General features: G+C 69.4%; 18 protein-coding genes. 14 read left to right on the top strand and 4 right to left on the bottom strand.

Annotation, left to right across the window (positions count from 1 at the left end; all coding sequences use genetic code 11):
- Positions 1–43: 43 nt before the first annotated feature.
- The 5 genes from ACR80S_RS04040 (at position 44) to rloA3 (ending at position 3,965) form a co-directional block, all read left to right on the top strand.
- On the top strand, positions 44–220 hold the full coding sequence (locus ACR80S_RS04040) for a DUF2256 domain-containing protein (RefSeq protein ID WP_435399247.1): 177 nt from the start codon (positions 44–46) through the stop codon (positions 218–220).
- Positions 217–1,563, top strand: coding sequence for a DASH family cryptochrome (locus ACR80S_RS04035; protein ID WP_435402628.1), 1,347 nt, complete (start codon positions 217–219; stop codon positions 1,561–1,563). The genes ACR80S_RS04040 and ACR80S_RS04035 overlap by 4 nt, the downstream gene beginning before the upstream one ends.
- Complete coding sequence (locus tag ACR80S_RS04030) at positions 1,560–2,015, top strand: DUF3429 domain-containing protein (RefSeq protein ID WP_435402627.1); 456 nt, start codon at positions 1,560–1,562, stop codon at positions 2,013–2,015. Before ACR80S_RS04035 ends, ACR80S_RS04030 begins: the two co-directional genes overlap by 4 nt.
- Before the next feature lie 70 nt (positions 2,016–2,085).
- Positions 2,086–3,369, top strand: coding sequence for a lytic murein transglycosylase (locus ACR80S_RS04025; RefSeq protein ID WP_435399244.1), 1,284 nt, complete (start codon positions 2,086–2,088; stop codon positions 3,367–3,369).
- Positions 3,370–3,404: 35 nt separating this feature from the next.
- The gene (gene rloA3, locus ACR80S_RS04020; RefSeq protein WP_435399243.1) at positions 3,405–3,965 is read left to right on the top strand and encodes a retropepsin-like aspartic peptidase RloA3; all 561 of its coding nucleotides are present in this window, start codon (positions 3,405–3,407) and stop codon (positions 3,963–3,965) included.
- 17 nt (positions 3,966–3,982) lie between these two features.
- On the opposite strand, the gene ACR80S_RS04015 is transcribed toward rloA3, so the two are convergent.
- Positions 3,983–4,696 carry a 16S rRNA (uracil(1498)-N(3))-methyltransferase gene (locus ACR80S_RS04015; protein ID WP_435399242.1) on the bottom strand — a complete coding sequence of 238 codons (714 nt, stop codon included), beginning with the start codon at positions 4,694–4,696 and terminating at the stop codon, positions 3,983–3,985.
- Between the two features lie 100 nt (positions 4,697–4,796).
- Between ACR80S_RS04015 and phaR the strand changes: the two genes are divergently transcribed.
- The 6 genes from phaR to coq7 all read left to right on the top strand — a co-directional run bounded on the left by phaR (position 4,797) and on the right by coq7 (position 9,245).
- A complete protein-coding gene (phaR, locus tag ACR80S_RS04010; RefSeq protein ID WP_435399241.1) occupies positions 4,797–5,249 on the top strand; it encodes a polyhydroxyalkanoate synthesis repressor PhaR in 453 nt (150 codons plus the stop codon).
- A 160-nt stretch (positions 5,250–5,409) separates the two neighbouring features.
- The gene (purD, locus tag ACR80S_RS04005; RefSeq protein ID WP_435399240.1) at positions 5,410–6,696 is read left to right on the top strand and encodes a phosphoribosylamine--glycine ligase; all 1,287 of its coding nucleotides are present in this window, start codon (positions 5,410–5,412) and stop codon (positions 6,694–6,696) included.
- Between the two features lie 10 nt (positions 6,697–6,706).
- On the top strand, positions 6,707–7,147 hold the full coding sequence (locus ACR80S_RS04000) for an acyl-CoA thioesterase (RefSeq protein ID WP_435399239.1): 441 nt from the start codon (positions 6,707–6,709) through the stop codon (positions 7,145–7,147).
- A complete protein-coding gene (locus ACR80S_RS03995) occupies positions 7,147–8,019 on the top strand; it encodes a phosphoribulokinase (RefSeq protein ID WP_435399238.1) in 873 nt (290 codons plus the stop codon). Before ACR80S_RS04000 ends, ACR80S_RS03995 begins: the two co-directional genes overlap by 1 nt.
- Positions 8,020–8,089: 70 nt before the next feature.
- Positions 8,090–8,431: a histidine triad nucleotide-binding protein gene (locus tag ACR80S_RS03990; protein ID WP_435399237.1), complete on the top strand. Its 342-nt coding sequence runs from the start codon at positions 8,090–8,092 to the stop codon at positions 8,429–8,431.
- Positions 8,432–8,600: 169 nt separating this feature from the next.
- Positions 8,601–9,245, top strand: coding sequence for a 2-polyprenyl-3-methyl-6-methoxy-1,4-benzoquinone monooxygenase (coq7, locus tag ACR80S_RS03985; protein WP_435402626.1), 645 nt, complete (start codon positions 8,601–8,603; stop codon positions 9,243–9,245).
- A gap of 7 nt (positions 9,246–9,252) precedes the next feature.
- On the opposite strand, the gene ACR80S_RS03980 is transcribed toward coq7, so the two are convergent.
- The 3 genes from ACR80S_RS03980 to ACR80S_RS03970 form a co-directional block, all read right to left on the bottom strand.
- Positions 9,253–9,672 (bottom strand): OsmC family protein, encoded by a 420-nt coding sequence (locus ACR80S_RS03980; protein ID WP_435399235.1) that lies wholly within the window; start codon positions 9,670–9,672, stop codon positions 9,253–9,255.
- 64 nt (positions 9,673–9,736) lie between these two features.
- Entirely contained in the window at positions 9,737–10,399 is a 663-nt protein-coding gene (gene murU / locus ACR80S_RS03975) for an N-acetylmuramate alpha-1-phosphate uridylyltransferase MurU (RefSeq protein ID WP_435399234.1), read from the bottom strand.
- Positions 10,396–11,418, bottom strand: a complete 1,023-nt coding sequence (locus ACR80S_RS03970) for an aminoglycoside phosphotransferase family protein (protein WP_435402625.1) — start codon at positions 11,416–11,418, stop codon at positions 10,396–10,398. Before ACR80S_RS03970 ends, murU begins: the two co-directional genes overlap by 4 nt.
- A gap of 159 nt (positions 11,419–11,577) precedes the next feature.
- Here ACR80S_RS03970 and ACR80S_RS03965 point away from each other — a divergent pair, with 159 nt between their 5' ends.
- Genes ACR80S_RS03965 through pdxA form a run of 3 tightly spaced genes read left to right on the top strand, consistent with a single transcriptional unit; the run spans position 11,578 to position 15,775 of the window.
- Complete coding sequence (locus ACR80S_RS03965) at positions 11,578–14,010, top strand: LPS-assembly protein LptD (RefSeq protein ID WP_435402624.1); 2,433 nt, start codon at positions 11,578–11,580, stop codon at positions 14,008–14,010.
- Positions 14,011–14,051: 41 nt separating this feature from the next.
- Positions 14,052–14,726, top strand: coding sequence for a SurA N-terminal domain-containing protein (locus ACR80S_RS03960; protein WP_435399231.1), 675 nt, complete (start codon positions 14,052–14,054; stop codon positions 14,724–14,726).
- Entirely contained in the window at positions 14,726–15,775 is a 1,050-nt protein-coding gene (gene pdxA / locus ACR80S_RS03955; RefSeq protein ID WP_435402623.1) for a 4-hydroxythreonine-4-phosphate dehydrogenase PdxA, read from the top strand. The genes ACR80S_RS03960 and pdxA overlap by 1 nt, the downstream gene beginning before the upstream one ends.
- Positions 15,776–15,787: the final 12 nt, after the last annotated feature.

Genomic DNA, 15,787 nt, shown 5'->3' with positions numbered 1-15,787 from the left:
TTGTACGATAATCATGATCTGTCCATGATATCGGGGCGACACCGTGCATCTCAAACCTCACCTGCCCAGCAAGCCCTGCGGCCACTGCCAACGACCCTTTGCCTGGCGGCGCAAGTGGGCGCGCTGCTGGGATGAGGTGCGCTACTGCAGCGAGCGCTGCCGACGCGAGGCCCGTCGCGAAGCCCGTTGCGATACCCAGTGCCGGGAGAGCGCCCCATGAGCCTGACGCTCCTCTGGCTGCGCCACGACCTGCGCCTGGCCGATAACCCGATGTTCCAGTTCGAGTCCCCGCCCGAGCATCTGCTCTGCGTTCATGTGCTCGATCGCGCCTGGCTGTCGCCACTGCCCGGGCTCGACGTCCCGCGCATCGGCCCCGCCCGGCTTCGTTTCCTGTGGGAGAGTCTGATCACCCTGCGCGGTGAGCTGCTCCGGCGCGGCAGCGATCTGCTGGTGCGGGTCGGTGACCCGGTAACGGTGGTCGCCGACCTCGCCGCCCGCCATGGGGCGAGCCAGGTGCGGGTGCGTCGCGAGGCCGGCTGGGACGAGGCCCAGGCCTCGGCGCGGCTGGCCGAACGGCTGGGGGAGGGGGTGGAGCTGTGGCAATCCGATGGCGGACTGCTGTACGACGAGGCCCGCCTGCCGATGTCGGTGGCCGCCTTGCCGAGAAGCTTCTCGGCCTTTCGTCGCAGGGTGGAGCGTGACGCCGTGGTGCCTGGGGCCACGCCGGCGCCAGTGACCCTGCCGCCCTGGCCCGAGGCCGCCCCCCGCGGGTTTCCGGCCCTGGGCAAGGTTTGCAGCCTGGCGGCCCGCTGGGCGTGCGATGATCGCGCCAGTTTCCGCTTTGCCGGCGGCGAGGCCCAGGGGCTTGCCCGTCTCGAGCACTACCTGTGGCAGACCGGCGCCGTTGCGCGCTACAAGCAGACCCGCAACGGCCTGCTAGGCGCCGACTTCTCCACCCGGTTCTCGCCCTGGCTGGCCCATGGCTGCCTGTCGGCACGCCAGGTGCACGATGCGGTGCGCGCCTGGGAGGCCGAGCACGGTGCCAGTGAGTCTAGCGACTGGGTCATCTTCGAACTGCTGTGGCGTGACTACTTCCACTGGGCGGCGCGCCAGGAGGGGGCGGCGCTGTTCGGCGCGCGACGGCTTGTGCCAGCCGACGAGCCCTTCCGGGCCTGGTGCGAGGGACGCACCGGCCTGCCCTTCATCGACGCGGCGATGCGGGAGCTCGCCGCCACCGGCTGGCTCTCCAACCGGGCTCGCCAGAACGTGGCGAGCTACCTGGTGCATGAACTGGGGGGTGACTGGCGGCTGGGGGCGGCCTGGTTCGAGCACGCGCTGCTCGATTTTGATGTGGCCAGCAACTGGGGCAACTGGCGCTATGTGGCCGGCGTCGGTCGTGACCCCCGAGGGCACCGCTTCGATGTGCTGTGGCAGGCCGAGCGCTACGACCCCGAGGGGAGCTACGTGTCGCACTGGCTCCCCCACCTCGCCAAGCTGCCCCCCGGGAGCGCTCGCCACCGACCCTGGTCGGTGGTTAAAGAACACCACCAGGAGACGCCATGACGGCCGCTTCCCTTGCTCGACTGCCCTGGGGCCTCGGTCTCGCCGGCCTGACTCCGTTCCTGGCGCTGGCGGGGGCGGCCTGGCTGGCACCGGTGGCCTGGCAGGTCATCGCCATCCCGGCCTTCCTCTATTACAGCGCGGTGATCCTCTCCTTCCTGGGCGGGGTGCAGTGGGGCGTGGCGATGTCTCTGGAGTCGGACGACAGCCCCGGCTTCCGGGCCCGGCTGGCCCTCAGCATGGTGCCCAGCCTGTTCGCCTGGCCGGCGCTGTTGTTGCATCCTGTCATCGGGGCCTGGGTATTGATCGCCGGCTTCCTGCTGGTGCGGCTGTACGAGTGCGGCAAGGCGAGCCGTGAGCTGCTGCCGGGCTGGTATCAGTCGCTGCGTACCCTGTTGACGGTGGTGGTGGTGGCCTGCCATGCCCTGGTGATCTGGCGCCTCGCCGGCGGGTAGCGGGGCTGGTGGTGCCGCCGATTCTGCGCGATGATCCCCTCTGACACCCGCCAAGGAGCGCGCAAGAGTGATGAAACGGACCCTAACCCTCGGCCTGCTGCTGGGCCTGCTGGCCGGCTGCCAGAGCGGCCCGTCCCAAGACGCCAGGGCGGCGGATGAACCCGCCACGGAGCCGAGCCAGACGGCGGCGACCTCCCCGGCCGGTACCAGCGCCGCCGCGGCCGAACCGGCCCCCCCCGCCAATTTCGACGCCTGGCTGGCCCAGTTCCGCCGGGATGCGCGCCGCGAGGGAATCTCCGAGGCGACCCTGGCCCGCGCACTGGACGACGTTCGCTATCGCCCGCGGGTGATCGAGCTCGACCGCTCCCAGCCGGAGTTCGTGCGCCCCATCTGGCAGTACCTGGATAGCGCCGTCTCCGCCCAGCGAGTCACCCAGGGGCGCGCCAAGCTGGCCGAGCACCGCGACACCGCGCGCCGCATGGAGCAGCGCTACGGGGTACCCGCCGAGGTGGTGGTAGCGATCTGGGGCATCGAGAGCAACTACGGCGGCAATTTCGGCAGCTTCTCCACCCTGGAGGCGCTGGCGACCCTGGCCTTCGAGGGCCGCCGTAGCGATTTCGCCCGCGGCGAACTGCTCGCCGCCCTGCGCATCATCGAGGCGGGTGACATCGCCCCGGATCGCATGATCGGCTCCTGGGCCGGCGCCATGGGCCATACCCAGTTCATCCCCTCGAGCTTCGAGGCCTACGCCGTTGACGGTGACGGCGACGGGCGCCGCGACATATGGGGCAGCATTCCGGACGTCATGGCGTCCACCGCCAACTACCTGGCCAAGGCCAACTGGCGCGCCGGCGAGCCCTGGGGCGTGGAGGTCGTGATTCCCGACGGCTTCGACTACGCCCAGGCGGAGCTCGCCACCCGGCGCAGTGCGCGGGAGTGGGGCGAGTTGGGTGTGCGTCCCCTCGGCGGCGGCCCGTTGCCCGACTTCGACGCCGCCTCGGTAATCGTTCCGGCGGGTGCCCGCGGGCCGGCCTTTCTGGTGGGCCCCAACTATCGGTCGATCCTGCGCTACAACAATGCCACCAGCTATGCCCTGGCGGTGGGCACCCTGGCCAACGAGATCGCCGGCCGCGGGGGCATTCGCGGCGACTGGCCCCGGGACGAGCAGCCGCTCAGCCGGGCCCAGGTGCGCGAGATGCAGCGCTCGCTCAACGCCCGCGGCTTTGAGGTGGGAACCCCGGACGGCATCATGGGTCCCAACACCCGCCGTGGCCTGCGTGACTACCAGCGCTCCATCGGTACGGCGCCTGATGGCTTCGCGACGCTGAGCCTGCTGGAGCGCCTGACCCGGTGAGGTTCCTTCAAGGGCTTACCCAAGGGAGAAAGAAGATGAAACGAGCTGCTGGTCCATTGATGCTGTTGGCGGGGTTCCTGCTGGTCGGCGCCGCCCCCACCGCGCTCGCCGACAAGGTGTTCGGCTGGGTGGAGCGCGCCACCATCGAGCCCTGGGGCGTGGCGGTCAAGGCCAAGCTGGACAGCGGGGCGCTCACCTCGTCGCTGGATGCCCGGGATATCGAGTCCTTCGAGCATGAGGGTGAGGAGTGGGTGCGCTTCCGTCTCAAGCTGGAGGACACCGCCAGCGGCGAGTCCTTCTCCGAGAAGCTCGAGCTGCCGCTCTATCGCGATCTGCGCGTGCGCGGGGCGGGAGGCCGCGATGAGCGCCCGGTGGTACTGATGAAGGTCTGCCTGGGCGATACCGTCTATGAGGAGCAGTTCAGCCTGCGTGATCGCGAGGAGATGAACTATCCGCTGCTGCTGGGCCGGCGCACTCTCTCCCACCTTGGGCTGCTGGACGTGCGCGAGACCTTCCTGCAGCAACCGGAGTGCAACGAGGCGTCACGGCTTCGTGAACATGAGCCAGACGAGTTGAGCGAGGGCCACGACGGCTGAGTCGTAGGCGCCCCGTCTCAGAACAGCCGCGCCAGCAGGGCGGTGACCGCGGTCTCCACCCGCAGGATTCGCGGCCCCAGGTGTATCCCCTCGCAGCCCGCCTCGAGCAGCTTCTCCACTTCCCAGGGAATGAAGCCCCCCTCCGGCCCCACCAGCAACAGGGTGGGGTCATCAATCCCCCGCGGACAGGCGTTGGTCATGCCCGGATGGGCCAGCAGGCCTCGCCGGCCCGCGAGCAGGTCGGACAGGCGGTCCTCCACGAAGGGCCGGAAGCCCTTCTCCAGGGTGACCGTCGGCAGCAGGGTGTCGCGGGCCTGCTCCAGGCCCAGCACCAGGTGCTGATGGATCTTCTCCGCATCAAGCTCCGGCGACTGCCAGTAGCTCTTCTCAACTCGGCGGGTGTGCAGCAGGGTGATCGACTTCACGCCCTGGGCGGTGACATGCTCCAGGCTTCTCGCCAGCATGCGCGGTCGTGGCAGGGCCAGCACCAGGTGGACCGGCAGAGCCGGGGGCGGCGGCTGGTCGAGCGCTTCCAGCGCGAAGGTGGCCTCCCGGTCGTCCAGGGTGAGCAGGGTCCCCTGGCCGATGCCGCTGCCCATGACACCAAGGGTGAGGCGGTCACCGGGTGCGGCGCGGTGCACCTCGCGCAGGTGACGCAGCCGGCGCGAGTCGGTCACTCGGGCCAGGCGGTGGTGCTCGATATCCTCCGGAGCAAGCAGGATCAGGTTCATCGGGGCCTCGCGTTGGCGACTATGCCTTGCATGGATGGTGTCGCGGTGCACAATAGCCGTACAGGGGCAGATGCCCCCACATCGACCGAGGAGCAGCGCCGTGCGCGTGATTCGCAAGTATGCCAACCGCAGGCTCTATGATACCGAACAGAGTCGCTATGTGACCCTCGAGGATCTGCGCAAGCTGATCCTCGACGAGGTGCCGTTCCGGGTCGAGGACGCCAAGAGCGGTGAGGACCTGACGCGCACCATCCTGCTGTCGATCATCATCGAGCAGGAGCAGGCCGACGGCGATGCGGAGGTGTTTTCCAACGACCTGCTGGCACAGTTCATCCGCGTCTACGACATGACCCAGCCGCTGCCCCTGGCGCGCTATCTGGAGCAGGGTACCCAGCTGATGCTGGAGCAGCAGAAGCGCGTGAAGGATCAGTGGCAGCAGGCCATGCGCCACACCCCGATAGAGCTGATGCGCGAGCTGGCCGAAGAGAACATGAAGTTCTGGCAGAAGACCATCGGCCAGGCCGGCAGCCCGGACGACGACGATAAGTCGTGAAGCGACCGGCAGGGGGAGGGCGGGGCTCACCGCTTTCTGACATAATCCCGCGACATTTTCGCGTGGCCCGACGGGAGATCGCCGTCGGGTATCGGGCGGGGCCGCCGTCGGCCATCGTCCCGAATCGCCCGCTTCCGGTTTGTTGAACAAGGTGTAATGGATGAAGGTGTTGATCATCGGCGGCGGTGGCCGCGAACATGCCCTGGCCTGGAAGGTCGCCCAGTCGCCCCTGGTGGCGCAGGTCTTCGTGGCACCCGGCAATGCCGGCACCGCCCGGGAGCCGGGCCTGGCCAACGTCGATATCGCGGTGGATGACCTCGACGGCCTGGTGGCCTTCGCCCACGACGAGGGCATCGACCTGACCATCGTCGGCCCGGAGGCGCCGCTGGTGGCCGGCGTGGTGGACCGCTTTCGCGCGGCGGGCCTGGCGATCTTCGGCCCCTCCGCCGGCGCCGCCCAGCTGGAGGGCTCCAAGTCCTTCACCAAGGACTTCCTCGCCCGCCACGCCATTCCCACCGGCGATTATCGTACCTTCACCGAGGTGGCCCCGGCCCTCGAGTATCTCGCTGAGCAGGGCCCCCCCATCGTGATCAAGGCCGACGGCCTGGCCGCCGGCAAGGGTGTGATCGTGGCCATGACCCTCGACCAGGCCGAGGCGGGGGTGCGCGACATGCTCGAGGCCAACGCCTTCGGCGACGCCGGCGCCCGGGTGGTCATCGAGGAGTTCCTCGACGGCGAGGAGGCCAGCTTCATCGTCATGGTGGATGGCGAGACCGTACTGCCCATGGCCACCAGCCAGGACCACAAGCGGGTGGGCGAGGGCGATACCGGTCCCAACACCGGCGGCATGGGCGCCTACTCCCCGGCGCCGGTGGTCACCGACGAGGTGCACGCCCGGATCATGGAGCGGGTCATCCTGCCCACGGTGCGTGGCATGGCCGAGGAGGGCCACCCCTACACCGGCTTCCTCTACGCCGGCCTGATGATCGACGCCGAGGGCAACCCCAGGGTAATCGAGTACAACTGCCGCTTCGGCGACCCCGAGACCCAGCCGATCATGCTGCGCCTCACCTCCGACCTGGCCGAGCTCTGCCTGGCCGGCGCCACCGGCAAGCTCGCGGACAAGACCTGCGACTGGGATCCGCGCGCCGCGGTGGGCGTGGTGCTGGCTGCCGGCGGCTATCCCGGCAGCTACCGCAAGCATGACCCCATCGAGGGCATCGAGGCCGCCGAGGCCACCGGGTGCAAGGTGTTCCATGCCGGCACAGTCGATCAAGGCCGTCAGCTGGTCACCGCCGGTGGGCGCGTGCTCTGCGTCACCGCCCTGGGCGAGGGCGTCGCGGCCGCCGCCGAGCAGGCCTATCGGGGCGTCGACGCCATCCACTGGGAAGGCGTGCTGTGTCGTCGCGATATCGCCTACCGGGCCATCGCCCGGGAGCGTGTTTAAGGAGTCAAGCATGGAACGTGTCAGGCTCGAGTTTCCCGAGGCGGATATCGTGCACCGCCATCCGTTGACGGTGCGCGTCACCGATATGAACTACGGCCGCCACCTGGGCCATGACACCCTGGTGTCGCTGCTTCATGAGGCGCGCATCCAGGCCTTCGGTGCCCTGGGGCTCACCGAGTGGGACCTGGGCGGCTACCCCAGCGTGGTGGCGGATCTCGCCGTGCAGTACCAGTCTGAGGCACGCTGGCCCGATGCCCTGGTGGTGGAGACGGCGATTCCGGCTCCCGGGGGGCGCTCGATCACCGTCTACCACCGCGTCTGCCACGCCGAGGGCGGTCGGCCCGTGGCCACCGCCCGGCTGAACGTGGTGCTGATCGACCCGGCGGCCGGGCGCACGGTGGCGGTACCCGAGGCCGTGGCGGCGGCGCTTGCCGGAGCAGGGGGCGCCTGATGTCCCGCGAGTATCCGATCATCGCCGTGACCGGCTCCTCCGGCGCCGGCACCACCACGGTCAAGCGTAGCTTCGAGCGCATGTTCGCCCGCGAGGACGTACACGCCGCCCTCGTCGACGGCGACGCCTTTCACCGCTACACCCGGGAGGAGCTGGCGCGGATCTTCCGCGAGGAGCCGGAGCGCAAGGATGAGCTCTCCCACTTCGCCGTGGAGGCCAACCTGCTCGATGAACTCGAGGCGCTGTTCCTGGAGTACGGCGAGCAGGGCAGTGGCACCTATCGTCACTACATCCACGCCGAGGACAAGCAGATGATCGAGGCCGGCTATCGAGTCGGCACCTTCACCGAGTGGCAGCCGCTGCCCTACGGCACCGACCTGCTCTTCTACGAGGGTCTGCACGGTGGCCTGGTAACACCCGAGCACGACATCGCCCGCCACGTGGACCTGTTGGTGGGGGTGGCGCCCACCATCAATCTGGAGTGGATCCAGAAGATCGTGCGCGACACCAAGCTGCGCGGCCACTCCCAGGAGGCGGTGATCGACACCATCCTCGGGCGCATGGACGACTATGTGCGTTACATACAGCCGCAGTTCTCGCGCACCCACATCAACTTCCAGCGGGTGCCCACGGTAGATACCTCCAACCCCTTCGAGGTGCAGGACATCCCCTCTGACGCCGAATCCTTCGCGGTGATCCGCTTCCGGGAACCGGCCACCGTGGACTTTCCCTACCTGCTGGCGATGATCCCGGATGCCTTCATGAGCCGGCCTCATACCCTGGTGGTGCCAGGGTCGCGGGTGTCGCTGGCCATGGAACTGATCCTCGCACCGCTGGTGCGCCATTTGCTGGCCCAGCGGCGCTTCCGCTAGGCCTCGAAGACCATAAGCACGGAAAACGTCGAGCCCCGAAAACGTCGAGCCCCGACCAAGGAGAGACCCCATGGCTTGCCTGTTCTGCCAGATCATCAACCACGAGATCCCGGCCGAGATCGTCTATGAGGACGACGAGGTGCTGGCCTTCGAGGACATCGCTCCCCAGGCGCCGATCCATCTGCTGGTCATCCCCAAGCGCCATGTCGCGACCCTCAACGACCTCGAGGAGAGCGATCGGGCCCTGGTCGGTCGACTGCCCATCCTGGCCGCCAGGCTAGCCCGTGAGCGCGGCTTCGCCGAGGAGGGCTACCGGGTGGTGATGAACTGCAATGACGATGGCGGCCAGACGGTCTACCATATCCATATGCACCTGATGGGCGGTCGACGCTTCACTTGGCCGGCTGGCTAGCCGTCTCCTTGCGGGCAACCGCGCGAGCTCAAGCGCTCGACGCATCGGGTGCAGTTTCTTCCGACGCCACCGCAAGGTGGCGTCGCTCGTTTCGGGTGACGCTTCTGGTAATAAGGGCCCTCGTCTACAATGGGCCATCCATTTTGGACCGAGGCGCGACGAGGTCGACATGAGCCGCAATCTCTCCCGAAGCGACAACTTGATCCACCAGTTCGATACCGTGCTGCGCACCCTGGTGCCCCATGCCGCCCAGGCGTCGCGACCGTCCCCGGCCACGCCCGAGGTTCACGATGAACCCATGGAGGCGGAGGAGCGCCGCCATTCGGCCGGGCTGATGCGCATCAACCACACCGGTGAGGTGTGTGCCCAGGCGCTCTACCAGGGCCAGGGGCTGACCGCGAAGCTGCCCGATGTGCGCGGCCAGATGGAGGAGGCGGCCCAGGAGGAGATCGATCACCTGGCCTGGTGTGACGAGCGCCTCGAGGAGTTGCACGACCGGCCAAGCCTGCTCAACCCGCTTTTCTACGCCGCCTCCTTCGGCATCGGTGCCGTGGCCGGTGCCGTGGGCGACCGCATGAGCCTCGGCTTCGTGGCCGCCACGGAGGAGCAGGTGGGTCGCCACCTGGAGGATCATCTGGCCAAGCTGCCGGCCGGGGATCGGCGCTCCCGGGCGGTGCTGCGCCAGATGGCCATCGACGAGGCCCACCACGCCCAGCTGGCGCTGGAGGCCGGCGGGGCCCGTTTCCCCGCCCCGGTCAAGTTCGGCATGAGGCTGATGTCCAAGGTGATGACCAGTAGCGTCTACCGGGTCTGAGCCCCCCTTATTCCTCGACGATGGTGAAGGAGTGGGTGATGTCGACGCCGCCCTTCACCAGCATGATCGAGGCGCTGCAGTACTTCTCCGCGGAGAGCTCCACGGCCCGCGCCACTTGCTTCTCCTTCAGCCCCTTGCCGGTCACGGTGAAGTGCACGTGGATCTTTGTGAACACGCTGGGGGTGCTGTCTGCGCGCTCCGCCTCGAGGCTGGCCACGCAGTCGGTTATCGGGGCCCGGGACTTCTCGAGAATCTCCAATACGTCGAAGGAAGTGCAGGCGCCCAGGCCCATCAGCATCATCTCCATGGGACGCGGGCCGGTGTTGCGCCCGCCGTGGTCGGGCGGGCCGTCGATCACCACGCTGTGGCCGCTGCCGCTCTCGGTGACGAACTGACGACCGTCGGTCCATTTCACAGTGGCTTTCATGATGCGGGGTTCCTTCTCTGATGGGGGTCAATGGCGGGCAGCATAGCACTCCCGTTGAGGGGCCTCAGTCCCGCAGGCGTCGGTCGAGCTCGGCCAGCCGCTCGGGGGTGCCCACATCGACCCACTGGCCGCGGTGGTGGTGGCCGCCCACGCGGCCATCCTTCATGGCACGGCGCAGCAGCGGCGCCAGGGCGAAGGCGCCTTGGGGTTCAGCGGCCACCAGCGCCGGGTCGACCAGGCTGATGCCGGCAAAGGTGAGACGGGGCTCGCCCTCGGCATGGACCCGGCCGTCATGGGCCAGGTGGAAGTCGCCGACCGGGTGGTGGTCGGGGTTGTCTACCAGCGCGAGCTGCGCCAGGTCGCCGTCGCCAAGCGCCAGACGGGTCGGGTCCAGGTCGCACCAGACATCGCCGTTGATCAGCAGGAAGGGCGCCCCGCCCAGGAGCCCCAACGCCTGGCGCATGCCGCCGCCGGTCTCCAGCGGCGTCTCTTCACGGCTCCAGGCGATGCGTACCCCGTAGTCGGCCCCGTCACCCAGGGCGGCGATGATCTGTTCGGCCCGGTAGCTGACGTTTATCACCACCTCCGTGATGCCGGCCTGGTGCAGCCGCGCCAGGTGGTGGACGATCAGCGGCTGGCCGGCCACCGGCAGCAGCGGTTTGGGACAGCGATCGGTCAGTGGGCGCATGCGGGTGCCGAGTCCCGCGGCAAGGATCATCGCCCTCATGGCGTCTCTCCCAGCCGTGCCAGCAGGGCCGGGCGCAGGGTCCCGGTCAGCCACGCTTCGAAGGCCTCGTGGCCGGGAAGTCCCGCCAGGCTCTCCTCCAGGTGGGCGAGGAAGTGGGGCAAGCGCGCCAAGTAGCCTGATTTGGCGTCGCGCAGGGTCAGCCGGCAGAAGATCCCCAGCACCTTCAGCGAGCGTTGGGCGGCCATGGCCTGGGCCTGGGCCAGGAAGCCGGCCGCGTCCACCCTGGCGGGCAGGCGCCCCTCGGCCTGGGCGCGCGCTCGGAAGGCCTCCACCCAGGCCGCGAAGCGGGTGGCGTCGAAGCGGCAGTAGCGCCCGCGCAGCAGCGAGATCAGGTCGTAGCTGATCGGGCCGGCCACGGCGTCCTGAAAGTCGATCAGGTGCAGGGTGCCCTCCTGCACCATCAAGTTCATGGCGTCAAAGTCGCGGTGCACGGTGACCACCGGCTGCTCCAGGGCCGAGACGATCAGCGCCTCGCGCAGGGCTTCCCAGCCCGGTGGTGTGTCCATCTCCAGCCACTCGCCCAGACACCACTCGGGGAAGAGGTCGAGCTCGCGGCCCAGCAGGTCGGCATCGAAGGGGGGGAGCTCGACGGGGCCGGCGCGATTCTGAAGCTCATGGATCAGGGCGATGGCGCGCTCGTGCCAGTCCAGGGTGGTGCCGTCGCCCTCGCGGCCGAAGCAGCTCTGCAGGGGGATATCGCCCAGGTCGTCGAGCTCCAGGAACCCCTGGGCCAGGTCCACCCCGTGGAGAGCCGGCACCGGCAGGCCGGCGGCGGCCCAGCGCCGGGCGATGGTCACGAAGGGACAGCTGTCCTCCTGCGCCGGCGGTGCGTCCATCAGCATACGGGTGTCGCCGCTTGGCAGCCGCAGGCGGTAGTAGCGCCGAAAGCTGGCGTCGCCGGCGGCCAGGCGCAGGTCGACCGCCTGGCAGGGTAGGCCGTGGCGCTCGGCGACCCACTGGCGGAGCAGGTCGAGGCGCGAAGGGGCGGCGTCGGACATGGTGGGCTGGCTCCCTGAGTGGTGTGAAAGGTTCCGGCGGCACCTCGGTTGACGGCCGCCGGGGCGCGCCGCATGCTGAGCGCTTCGTGGCCCGCCGGCAGCACAGGCGCGGTGCGGCCTGTATAATACCGATTCACCCCGCCAAGGACATCGAGGAACATGGGCAAGCGATTCTCATGGACGGCCCTGGCCGGCCTGGCGACCCTGAGCCTGGCCAGCGCTCACTATGCGGCGGCCTCGCCCGCTTCCCTGCCCGCCGTGTCGCTGGACTTCCGCCCCTGGGGCGACGACCGTCCCGCCGGCGCCCTGTGCCGCGGCATCTACGTGATGCCCGACTATCGCCTTGCCGAGCCGTCTCCGGGGCGGGTGGCCAGCGAGTCGGACAGCGCCCGCTACGGCGAGGATGGCGAGACGATCCTGCTCGGCGAGGTGGTCCTGCGCCGCGACACCGCCCAACTCGAGACCCCCAAGGTGCGGGTGCCCGGCTCACGCGAGCGTGCCTTCGCCGAGGGTCCCCTGGCGCTGCGCGACCAGAACCTGCTGGTGCGCGGCGACGCCGCCGAGCTCTCGCTGGTCAGCGATGCCGCGCGCATCGACAACGCCCACTACGTGGTCCACGACCGCCACCTGCGCGGCGATGCCGTGCAGCTCGAGCGCCTGGAGGACGGTCGTTACCGGCTCACCTCGGCGAGCTTCACCACCTGCGATCCGGGCGACAATCTCTGGCGGCTGGTGGGGGGCGACGTGGTGCTCGACCGCGAGAGCGGGTTCGGCACTGCCCGCCATGCGCGGCTCGAGGTGGGCCCGGTGCCCGTCTTCTACTGGCCCTGGGTGCGCTTTCCCATCGACGACCGCCGCCACACCGGCTTCCTGTGGCCGGCCGTGGGGCTCTCCAGCGACGCCCTGGACTACGCCCAGCCCTTCTACTGGAACATTGCCCCCGACCAGGACGCCACCCTCACCCCGCGCTGGATCACCGACCGCGGCCTGCTGCTGGGCGGCGAGTATCGCTATCTGCTGCCCAGCGACGCCGGCCAGATCGAGGGGGCCTTCCTGGAGAGCGACGACGGCGGTTCCAGCGACAACCCCAACGATGTCGCCCGGCGCTTCGAGGGGGAGGATCGCTGGTATGTCGACTACCGCCACGCCGGCACCCTCAACCCGCGCAGCCGCTACCAGCTGCGCTACGGGGCGGCCAGCGACGGGCGCTACTTCGACGACTTCGGCAGCGACTTCGCCGAGCAGAACACCGCCGCCATGCCGCGCCTGGCCCAGATCGACTACCGAGGCGATGTCTGGCGCCTCGATGCCCGGGCCCAGGGCTTCCAGAGGCTCGACGACCCCCTGGCCGACCGCGACAAGCCCTTCTACCGGTTGCCGAGTCTCTCCGCCACTGCGCGCTGGAACCAGGGCGGCCTCTACCAGCAGTGGGGCTCCAACTACAGCTACTTCTGGCGCGACGTGGACGAGAACCGGGTGCCGCTGCGCGAGTCTGCAGTGGGCTCGCGGCTGCATCTCTCCCCGGCGGTGGGCTGGCGCTTCGACGAGAGCTGGGGCCACCTGGAGCCGCGCCTTGAGTGGCAGGCCACCGCCTACGAGCTCGACTACGGCGACCGTGACACCGACCGCGACACCTCCCTGACCCGCGAGGTGCCGGTGGCCTCCCTCGACGGCGGCCTGGTCTTCGAGCGCGAGCTGGCACTCGGCGGGCGCGGCTACCGCCAGACCCTGGAGCCCCGTGCCAACTATGCCTACGTGCCGGCACGGGATCAGAGCGACTTCCCCGACTTCGATACCAGCGAGCGCGCCTTCTCCTGGGGCCAGCTGTGGTCGCCGTACCGCTTCTCGGGCAGCGACCGGGTCGGCGACCTCAACCGCCTCTCCCTGGGCGTCGATTCGCGGCTGCTGGAGGACGCGCGGGGCCGCCAGCGCCTCGCCGTGGGCCTTGGCCAGGCCTACTACTTCGAGGATCGCTCCATCGACATGGCGGGCGATCCCGATGTGATACCCGATCGCGACCGCGACTTCCCGGGCTGGTATCGGGCCACCCGCAACCGCTCTCCCCTGGTGGCCCGCGCCGACTGGCAGGTCACGGACCGCTGGCGCACCCGCTGGCAGTGGCTCTACGACGACAACCTCGAGCAGACCGAGCGCACCTCCCTGGACCTGCAGTACCGTTCCCCGGCGGGTCACGCGTTGAACCTCGGCTACCGCTGGGAGCTCCAAGGCTTCGATCCCTCGGTGGAGCCGGGAGACGATGAGTTCCGGGACTTCAACCGCGAGGAGTTCGACCTGTCGTTGGCCTGGAAGGCCAACCGCCGCGTCGACCTGATCGGCCGGTTCCTCTACGACAACACCAACGACCGCTCCCTGGAGCAGCTGGCGGGTGTGCAGTGGAACGACTGCTGCTATGGTCTGCAGCTGGTCTGGCGGGAGTGGATCGACGACAACGACACGGCCCGGGTGGAGGACGACTTCACCGATCGCGGTATCTTCCTGCGCTTCGTGTTCAAGGGCCTCGGCGGCGTGGGCCGCGAGGCAGACAGCTATTTCGAGGAGGCCATCCCGGGCTATCGCTCCACCGCCTTCTGAGCCGGCGTCTTCCCGCCGTTGCCAACTTCCAGAGAGGAAAGATGAAACACAAGCAGACAGTCAGCCGCCGGCGCACTCACCTGATGGCCGCCGGCCTGGCCCTGGCGCTGGGCCTCGCCGCCGTGCCGCTGAGCGTCCAGGCCCAGCAGTTCCAGTCCGTGCAGCGCCAGGCGCTGGATCGCATCGTGGCCGTGGTCAATCAGGACGCCATCATGGCGAGCGAACTGGAGGAGCGGGTGATCCAGACCCGCAGCCAGCTCACCGCCCAGCAGATCGACCTCCCAACGGATCGGGTACTGCGCGAGCAGCTTCTCGAGCAGATGATCCTGGAGGAGATCCAGTTGCAGATGGCCCGGGAGGCCGGGCTCTCCATCGATGACACCGAGCTCAACCGCCAGGTGCGAGCCATCGCCGAGAGCAACGGCATGAGTCTGGAGCAGTTCGCCGATGCCCTGGAGGCCGACGGTCTGGCGCTGTCCACCGTGCGCGAGGAGATCCGCCGCGAGCTGGTGCTGCGTCAGTTGCAGCAGAACCGCGTGGGCAGCCGGGTGAACCTCCCTGAGCGGGAGGTGGAGCGCTTCATGGAGCAGGAGGGTGCCAGCCGCCAGCAGGCCCAGCAGACGCTGTTCCAGCGGCGGGCCAACGAGGAGCTGGAGGTCTGGCTGCAGGAGATCCGCTCCGAGGCCTTCGTCGACAACCGGCTCGACGGCCGCTGATGTCTGACGCCGAGCCCCCGCTGCTGGCGCTCACCACCGGTGAGCCCGCCGGCATCGGGCCGGAGCTCGTCGCCATGCTGGCGATGGCACCGGTGGCGGGCGTGCGGATCGTCGCGGTGGGCGATCCCGGGCTGCTGGCCCAGCGAGCCGCCGACCTGGGCATCGACCTCGAACTGGTCGAGCGCTCGCCCGGCCAGGTGGTGCCCGACGCCACCCCCGGGCGCCTGCCAGTGTGGCCGGTGGCGCTGCGTGCGCCGTCTCGCACCGGCGTGCTTGCCGCGGCCAACGCCGACTACGTGCTCGAGACCCTCGACGTGGCGATCGCCGCCAGCCGTGCCGGCTACGCCGCCGGCATGGTCACCGCGCCGCTGCACAAGGGGGTGATCCTCGACGCGGGGCACGCGGGCTTCACGGGGCACACGGAGTACCTGCGCGACGCCTGCGGCGTGGAGGAGGTGGTGATGATGCTCGCCACCGATTGCGCCCTGCACGCCTCCCGCCCCGGCTGGCGGGGTTCGCCGGCGCTGCGGGTGGCGTTGGCCACCACCCACCTGCCGCTGCGCGAGGTGGCCGACGCCATCACCGGCGAGCGCCTGACGCGGGTGCTGCGCATCCTTGCGGGCGACCTGAAACGATGGTATGGCCTGGCCGCGCCGCGCATCGCCGTGTGCGGGCTCAACCCCCACGCCGGGGAGGGCGGCCACCTGGGCCGCGAGGAACTCGAGGTGATCGAGCCGGCGCTGGCGGCGCTGCGCGCCGAGGGCCTGCGGCTTGATGGCCCACTGCCCGCCGATACCCTGTTCACGCCGCGTCACCTCGAGGGGGTCGATGCCGTGCTGGCCATGTATCATGACCAGGGCCTGCCGGTGCTCAAGTACGCCGGCTTCGGCAGCGCGGCCAATATCACCCTGGGGTTGCCCTTCGTGCGCACCTCGGTGGACCACGGCACCGCCCTGGACCTGGCCGGCAGCGGCCGCGCCGACCCCGGTAGCCTGCGGGTCGCCGTGGCCCTGGCCGCCCAGATGGCCAGCCGCAGCATCATCAAATAGCGATAGAAGGAC

Origin of the sequence: Halomonas salsilacus, assembly GCF_051216275.1 — a bacterium.
GTDB lineage: Bacteria > Pseudomonadota > Gammaproteobacteria > Pseudomonadales > Halomonadaceae > Halomonas.
The sequence above is the reverse complement of the archived record's forward strand: the minus strand, read 5'-3'. Positions and strand labels throughout refer to the sequence as shown.